The sequence below is a fragment of the SAR324 cluster bacterium genome (assembly GCA_029245725.1).
Taxonomy (GTDB): domain Bacteria; phylum SAR324; class SAR324; order SAR324; family NAC60-12; genus JCVI-SCAAA005.
In genome coordinates, this window is sequence record JAQWOT010000288.1 from 1 (window position 1) to 7,729 (window position 7,729).

At 48.2% G+C, this 7,729-nt stretch carries 5 protein-coding genes; all 5 read right to left on the reverse strand.

Features of this window, described 5'->3' with window-relative positions; translation table 11 throughout:
* Positions 1–157: 157 nt before the first annotated feature.
* Positions 158–949, reverse strand: coding sequence for a PspA/IM30 family protein (locus P8O70_15505; protein ID MDG2198249.1), 792 nt, complete (start codon positions 947–949; stop codon positions 158–160).
* Positions 950–959: 10 nt separating this feature from the next.
* Positions 960–2,663: an RNA polymerase factor sigma-54 gene (gene rpoN / locus P8O70_15510; GenBank protein ID MDG2198250.1), complete on the reverse strand. Its 1,704-nt coding sequence runs from the start codon at positions 2,661–2,663 to the stop codon at positions 960–962.
* A 141-nt stretch (positions 2,664–2,804) separates the two neighbouring features.
* Complete coding sequence (lptB, locus tag P8O70_15515) at positions 2,805–3,533, reverse strand: LPS export ABC transporter ATP-binding protein (protein ID MDG2198251.1); 729 nt, start codon at positions 3,531–3,533, stop codon at positions 2,805–2,807.
* Positions 3,534–3,823: 290 nt separating this feature from the next.
* Positions 3,824–5,068, reverse strand: a complete 1,245-nt coding sequence (locus P8O70_15520) for an outer membrane protein transport protein (protein ID MDG2198252.1) — start codon at positions 5,066–5,068, stop codon at positions 3,824–3,826.
* Positions 5,069–5,079: 11 nt separating this feature from the next.
* A complete protein-coding gene (locus tag P8O70_15525) occupies positions 5,080–7,191 on the reverse strand; it encodes a hypothetical protein (protein MDG2198253.1) in 2,112 nt (703 codons plus the stop codon).
* Positions 7,192–7,729 lie beyond the last annotated feature (538 nt).

Genomic DNA, 7,729 nt, shown 5'->3' on the forward strand with positions numbered 1-7,729 from the left:
CTGAGTTCGGTTCCAATCTTGAGACCACTATTGATGAATCAGGAAGTTGCGCTGGGAGTGCCGATGCAGCAGAAATCTACAGTGACGCGGCGGGAGGAAGGCCGACGTCGACGTCAACCACCACTGCGTAGGGGCTGAACGTCGACTCGAGAGGGAGTTACTTCATTTTACCAAACATGCCGATGTTGCTGACTGGAGGAATAATCGGTTTGTCTTCCTCTTCAGCTGGGGCCTCTGGAGTGGTTGTGGTCTCAGGTAGCTTTTTCTGGGTATCCGGCAGGGCTCGTTGCTTAAGGGCCATGAGCTCGTCATCCATATCTGGAGATTCGTGCTCTAGCTCCTTGAATTTTTTATCTAGGCTTTCGCGACTGTCTTCCAGACTCAGTTCCTGATACGCCTCCGCCCGTGCTGACATCTGCTCGATCTTCTCTTCCGCCCGGTCAATTGCCTCCATTGCGCTGACGTTGTCTCCAAGCCCCTCAATCGTTTGATAGATCTGCTCCTGGGCTTCTGCCTGCTTCTGCTTGGCAACGAGCAAGCTCTTCTTACGTTTGATCTCTTCGATCTTGTCTTCCAGTTGCTGATAGCCGTCTCGGAGTAAATCCGAGTTACGAGCATGTGAAGCAAGCTGCTGTCGGAATTCTTCGGAACGACGAGCGTGCTCTTTCTTACGCATCAGAGCGTCTTTCGCCAAATCATCTTTGCCCTTCTGTACCGCCAGCACAGCCTTGTCTTCCCACTTCTGCGCCTCAGCTTCTTCCTGCTCAGTCTGACGCTCAAAGCGTTTTTGCAGAGCCAGCGCTTCAGTCATTCGCTGCTTGGCCTCTCTCTTTTGGGTTTCCAGATCGCTGATCATCTGTGTCAGCATCAACTCCGGATCTTCAGCTTGGTCCAATGCGGCGTTGGCGTTGGCGCGCAGGACGTTGACGAAACGATTGAAAATACCCATAACTGCTTTCTCAGAACAATTGTTTGCGTTTATTGGAAGGCAGGATATTGAGTGCCTCCCGATACTTGGCAACCGTACGGCGTGCAACCTTAATGGAACTGCGTTTTTGCAGGATATCCGCAATCTGCAGATCTGTATAGGGGGAACGCACGTCTTCGTTCTGGACCATCTGCTGGATCATGTCCTTGATCCGCTTGGAAGAGACGGCTTCACCCTGCTCCTGATCAATGCCGCTGGTGAAAAAATATTTTAGTTCAAAGATGCCCTGTGGCGTGTGCACGTACTTGTTGGTCGTGATACGACTAACCGTTGACTCGTGCACATCAATATCTTCCGCTACATCCTTGAGTACGAGCGGTTTGAGGAAGTGGATGCCTTTTTCGAAGAAACTTCGCTGGAAGCGCAGAATACTCTTGGTCACCTTGTAGATCGTCTTCTGTCGCTGCTCGATGCTCTTCATCAACCACTGGCCCGCTTTTATTTTCTCTTGGATGTACTCCTTCGTCAAGTTGCCGTCTTCTGCCATGTTGTCCACAAGCTCCCGGTAGTAGTTGCTGATACGCAACCGCGGCATGCCGTGAGCGTTGAGAGCCACCTTATATTCATTGTTGACTTGGTAGATGAAGACGTCGGGGATGATGTAGTGGTGGGAAGGCGGAGGGGTGAAAGAGCGACCGGGCTTGGGCTCCAGTGCCATGATTTCACGGTAGGCCTCCAACACTCGCTCCAGATCCTGCTTCTGACGACGTGCAATTCGTTTCAGATCCTTGCATTCAAGCAGTTCCATGTCCTGCTCTACGATTCGATAGCACAGCTCATCACTCCGGCCCAACAAGCGCAGTTGAATCAGCAGACATTCCTGCAAACTGCGGGCTCCCACTCCATTAGGATCAAAGGTCTGAAGCTGAAAGAGCACCTCTTCCACGAAGGCAGCAGCTCTAGGGGAAACCTGTACCCTGTTCTCCAGATCTTCCTCTAACTCTTCTTCCTCAAAAACTGGTGGTGGAGGTAGGTTCTTTCCTCGGCGAGACTTTCGTTTACCATCTCCCATCACCCCTTTTTCCTGCTGGTAGCGCAGGTCCATCCAGTAATCGTCTAATTCACGCTCGACCGTGAGTTCATCACTGTCCAGCACTTCCAGAATTCGATCCTGCAATTCTGGATTGCCTTCCAAAATTTCTCGAATGCTTGTGACCAGGTAGCCATTATCAGCAATATTACCAGCCAAGTAGTGAGCGACCTCAACCTCCAGCTTGCTCATGCGCACCAAGCCCACTTGCCACAACAAGTGGTCCTGCAGCGATTCGTCTTGGGCCAACGTGGCTTCCAGGGAAGGAAGCTCATCATCGTCGCCACCGCTACGAATTCGTCGGTCCTGGTACTGACCATACTGATCGACCTGCTCCACGTACTGCTGCCAGTCCACCTCTTCCTGGGCAGTCGTCTCCTCTTTCTCTTCTTCTCGAGCGGTTTCATAGGTCTCTTCGCTGACCGGCACTTCGGTCTGCTCTGTCGTCATCTCCCGCTGTTCTTCGCTGGGATAGGTGTCGATGTCCATCGACTCCTCCAACACAGGATTTTCAACAAGCGACTGTTCAATCAGTTCTTCCAGTTCGGCGCGTGACAGCTGCAATAATTTGATTGCCTGCTGGAGCTGCGGGGTCATGATGAGCTGCTGCGTCATCTTCATTTGCAGCTTCATATGCATGGCCATAGGACGTCTCGGCTGGGAAATTGAGGGGATGTTACCAACAATCCGGTTGGTCTTGGCGAGTCTTTTCCAAAAGTAGGCAATACCCTAATCGATTGGCATTTAAATTGCTAGAGGAAAATATAAAATTTGCTCAATTTGCTCTTAAAAAGCGAAAGTCTCGCCCAGATAAACCTTCCTTGCCTGCTCATCTTTCGACAATTCTTCCGGTGTTCCACTGACCAAGAGCGTACCCTCGTTCATGATGTAGCCTCGATCAATGATACCAAATGTCTCTCGGACGTTGTGATCTGTGATCAACACCCCAATATTGCGCCGTGCGAGCTGTCGAACCGTCTCCTGGATGTCTGCAACGGCAATCGGATCAACCCCTGCGAAGGGCTCATCCAGCAGGATAATTGAAGGCTCCAGCACCAGCGCTCGGGCAATCTCAGTACGACGACTCTCTCCCCCAGAGAGCGCATAGCCCTTGAGATGTCGAACATGAGCGATCCCCAACTCTTCTAATAACATCTCCAGGCGTTCTTTTCGCTCGGCCTTGCTGATCGGTAACAGTTCAAGAATCGCCATCAGGTTGTCCTCAACAGTCAGCTTGCGAAAGATCGAACGCTCCTGTGATAGATAACCGATCCCACAACGCGCCCGCTTGTGCATGGGGTAGTGTGTAATCTCAGCCTCATCCAGATAAATCGTGCCTCGATCCGGACGGACTACTCCTGCGATCATGTAGAAAGTCGTTGTCTTGCCAGCGCCATTAGGTCCCAACAGGCCCACAATGCTACCCTGCTCGACTTCCAGCGAGACCCCTTTGACGGCCTGCCGACCTCTGTAGATTTTAACCAGTTGCTCTGCAGAAAGTTTACGTCGTTCCATGACTGTATTCCGAAGCTCTTTTTTTCAGTGAGGTGGTTATAGGATATTAGGAGAGTCTACACTCTAATGCAGTCGTTTTTTGGTAGGAATCTGCATTTTCTTTAAGAAAAGAGGGCAGAGAGTTGCGCTATTGTCGAGAGGAAGAATCGTGGAAGGAATTCGTTGGTTGGGGATGGTAGGGATCATCAGTAACTAGGGTGAGACACTGCAAACGCTCTCAGGCTATCGGAATAGTACCGATAGCCCGTAGCATTTGCTGGTTCTGCAGAGCCTATTCCACTTCCCGTAACTCAGAAGGAATAACCAGCGCTCAACTGCAGTACATTTGCGTTACCCTTGTACTTACCAGTCAGATCTGGATTAGTTCGAGTCGTACTGGGTAGGAAGTCACTCACTAGATAAGCCAAATCCATCAGGAAAGCGCGACGCTTATAACCAGCACCGACAAAGAAACTATTTCGGCCAGCTCCATCTGGAGTGGTAGGCCCCAGTGTCGATTCTGGAATCGGGCTTGCCGTTTTATAATAGCCTCCTCGAACTTTTAAGTAATCCGTGAACGTGTAAAAACCACCAATTTTATAGTCCACAACATCTTCCCAATTCTGCTTAATCACAGTTGTTCCATCACCTGGCAACCCTTTGTCGTATCGGATTAAGACCTCATCGTAGGCAGACCAGCCACTACGCAACAGTCCAGCTTCAATTGCATAAGCACCTGGGATGTAGCCATCTCCTGAAGAAAAGGACTTCAAAGAAATAGCCATTTCTAGTAGATCAGGGTACTTGATGTCGACAGAGATTCCACCATCTGGAAAGAGGTTTGTAAAAACTGGAGGAGCCTTACTGGTATCAAATTTAGCATCTCCCTCTCCACTGACTGTGAAGCGAGAGGTATAATTCGCTGCTGCCGCTATTGTTCCTGTGTCGTAGAGAATCGATGCGTTATAACCATTAGCAGTCCCCTTACCCCCAAGAGTTACGGAGAAGCTGTCATTACCACTGTAAACCACCTCCCGTTCCAACTCGATATGGGCTGCATAGAAATTAAGACCCCCTCCAACTGAGAAATCTCCGAAACGCCCAGCTACCACAACCGGTTGGTTTAGTGTTGCCAATTTGATCCGGGTCAACACATCTCGCCCAGCCCAATCTTTAGGCCACTCAACACTTGAATTGAAGGGCAGATTCGCACCTGTTCCTACTGCCATATCTCCATTGTTGTAGACCGCATAGATGTGTGGAGCGACTGATGGATCAGTCTGAGAATCTGCACTGCTCCCTCCATTAAGGTCTTTGTAATTGTATTTGGTTTCATAGCGAGCAAAACCACCGTATATATGAATGCCTGTCTCTAGCTTGACCATCGCTGATGGATTTTGAACAACCAGACCAGCGTTGTCAAAGAAGGTAATTCCCCCCTGTCCTTGAGCAGTGTAGGAGGCTCCAGACTGGGGCGTATTGAAACCAGCTGCTTGAACAGTACCGCCCAACACCACAAAGGAGAGGGCTGCGAGAAAGTGACGGAGCGCTTTCATGATGATTCTCCTTAGTTGACGTTAGTACAGGTTGTGATGTTGATTTCTTTTGATGGATCCAAGACTTTCCCAGTTGCCAAGAAACAGGCTGCTTGTTGCTGCGCCCTCAGAGTAGCTTCTGTCTTCCAGTTAACTAGAGATCGGTGTACCACTGACTCTGTATTCTCTGTTGTTGACTTATAGTTACTCGGATTGAAAATCCAGCGACTTCGAGTCCTGTTATCCGAAGCACCATCACCATCTTTATAAGTGGTCACTCCTTCTGCCAAAGAGAGCAGATCCGTATTTGAATTTGGAGTAGTTAGGTCTCCTAAAATTTGCTGTATCAAGATTTCATCTGAATTTGAGAGAGAGGCACTTGAAAGAGGATCGATACCACCTTTGAACACTGCGTGAGTAGCAGCTAATTCTACACCTAACATAGTAGAATTTAGTGTTTCCTGTCCATCTTTGGTACTTGTATCAAAGCCAGAAGCTGCGGCAACACCTTCACGGATTCCTGGACCAAAATCACCACTGAGAAGAATATCTATCAAATCTCCTCCTGGGTTGTTAAGCACAAAACGCTCTGCTGGAAAATTGCTAGCTATCAAATTACTACCAATCATACCCGCCCCACTAAATCCAAAGTAGTATACTGGTGTAGGTGTACCGATAGCTCCAAAGATTCTTGGATTAGCTTCAAGCAACGTTCTTATACGAAATAAGTCAAACTGTGTCTGAATAAAGTAGCCAACAGAAAGTGCTGGATTATCAAAGCGTATAAAGGCTGCGCCAGAATCATCTGCCAAGTTACCATTACCATTCACATCTTCATAAGTGCGCTCTCCGTGACCCCAAAAATCAATTACAATAGTTGCAAAGTTCTTGCTGGCCAGAGTATTCATCACTGTAAACACCTGCTCTTTCACGTCTGTAATTCCTGGCATGAAGACTACGACTCCCTCAACAGAATTGGGCACAGAAAGCCAAAAGCCAATCTTACCATTGAGTGCCGGGTTACTATTCGGACAATCTGTGCCTGGTGTTGCCGCACGATTCAATAGATCTAGTTCCCATCCATTTGCTGTCTGAGCCAAGAAATTCTGACAAGGGAAGTAACCCTTGTAGAGTACGCTAACGTTATCAGTTGGAATACTGGCAACAGCAACATCATCCTTCAAAATTTTAGTATCTGGACTGGCTAGACTAGTCAACACTGCTGATTTTAAATCAACAGGTAGATCTCCTAGTGTTGCATTACTTGGGTAACTTGTTGCCCAACTCACATTATCTGAGATTGCCGATGATGTATTCGCAAGATTTGCTTGAACAGCACTGAGTAATGATGCTGTACCTGCGGCCACGACGGGATCTTCTGGCTCTGTAGTAAATGTGAATAATTGAGCCAAGTCATTATACGTTTCAATCTGACCCAATGCCTGAAGTGTCGCAACTAGAGGAGCGTAACTTGTTCTGAGGCCTTCCAATCCATTAGCTGTATCTAAATCATCGAAAAGGGTATTTACAATCTTTCCATCAACTACAATCGGACTTGGATTGGTAAGAATGTTTGTCAGGGCATCTGGTGAAATATTATTACCCTGAGCATCACCCAAACTAGTTTTCACAGCAACCGCATACATTGTTCCTGCCTGAAAAGTATCTGCTTCAGGAACTAAAACTAATTCATGATTGGCATCCTGATAGACAACTTTGAAATTTCCACCTCCTCCTGTCGGCATAGGACGTATAGGTGCTGCGTTTGAATCTGTCAGATTGAGAATCAATAAGTTTTGAGCCAAGTTTGATCCTGCCAGAGCGTTCCAGTTGCCATCTTCGTCATACAGACTGGCTAACGGAGCGCTGAAAGGGATGCGGACTGGCATCAAGCGACTAACACCCTGTAACTGACTTTCTGCAGGAAGCGCAGCATTGACATTAGCAAGAACTACATCACTGGGTTGAGGAGCCAAACCTTCTGAGGTACTGAACTTGGCAATCGTATTTGCAGCACTTTCCTCTCCACTCGTCACTGTTGGGGCTGGATCCTTGCTCGCAGAATCCAGAATTTGCTCAGCGCAGCCACTGAGAGTAAAGGCAGTGAGCAGCACACCACAGAGGAGACGTAGGCTCGTCTTCATGAATCCTCCCGAAAGTTGGTAGAAAATTTTGGCCATCTTCGCCAAAGGCAGACGACAGAAAATTGGAAAAAAGACAAAAGATTCCGACACAATTCATCATATTGTCAAACCCTAATTTTCTGACAGGCTTCAGAAGTTGTCAGGAAATCAGCCGCAGCTTGGTTCCTCAGACGTTTTCTGAATGATGACTCTGAAGGCCACTTTTCTTCGTAGTTATTCTTGGCTGAAAGAACTCCTGTGCTGCCTATTGATTCAGATGGAATCCCTGACGTTTTCTGGCATTGACAACTAGCACTAGCTTAGATAGTTTGCTAACAAACTAATTTTATCGCACGGAGGAGTTGGCTCCCAAAGTTGCGGTCTTTCCTTCAACCTGTTGGAAACAGAAGCAAGATGCCGATCTACGAATATGTCTGCCAGAGCTGTGGCAAGGAGTTTGAGGAAATGCAGCGGTTCAGTGATGCCCCGCTGGAGCAGTGCCTGTGTGATGAGAAGGCGCCTGTGCAGCGCAAGGTCTCCAAGAGCGCATTCCATTTGA

Bases quoted from the DNA above. Each gene is read 5' to 3' on its own strand.
- P8O70_15505 (MDG2198249.1), bottom strand. From the start codon at position 949: ATGGGTATTTTCAATCGTTTCGTCAACGTCCTGCGCGCCAACGCCAAC.
- P8O70_15525 (MDG2198253.1), bottom strand. From the start codon at position 7,191: ATGAAGACGAGCCTACGTCTCCTCTGTGGTGTGCTGCTCACTGCCTTT.
- rpoN (MDG2198250.1), bottom strand. From the start codon at position 2,663: ATGGCCATGCATATGAAGCTGCAAATGAAGATGACGCAGCAGCTCATC.
- lptB (MDG2198251.1), bottom strand. From the start codon at position 3,533: ATGGAACGACGTAAACTTTCTGCAGAGCAACTGGTTAAAATCTACAGA.
- P8O70_15520 (MDG2198252.1), bottom strand. From the start codon at position 5,068: ATGAAAGCGCTCCGTCACTTTCTCGCAGCCCTCTCCTTTGTGGTGTTG.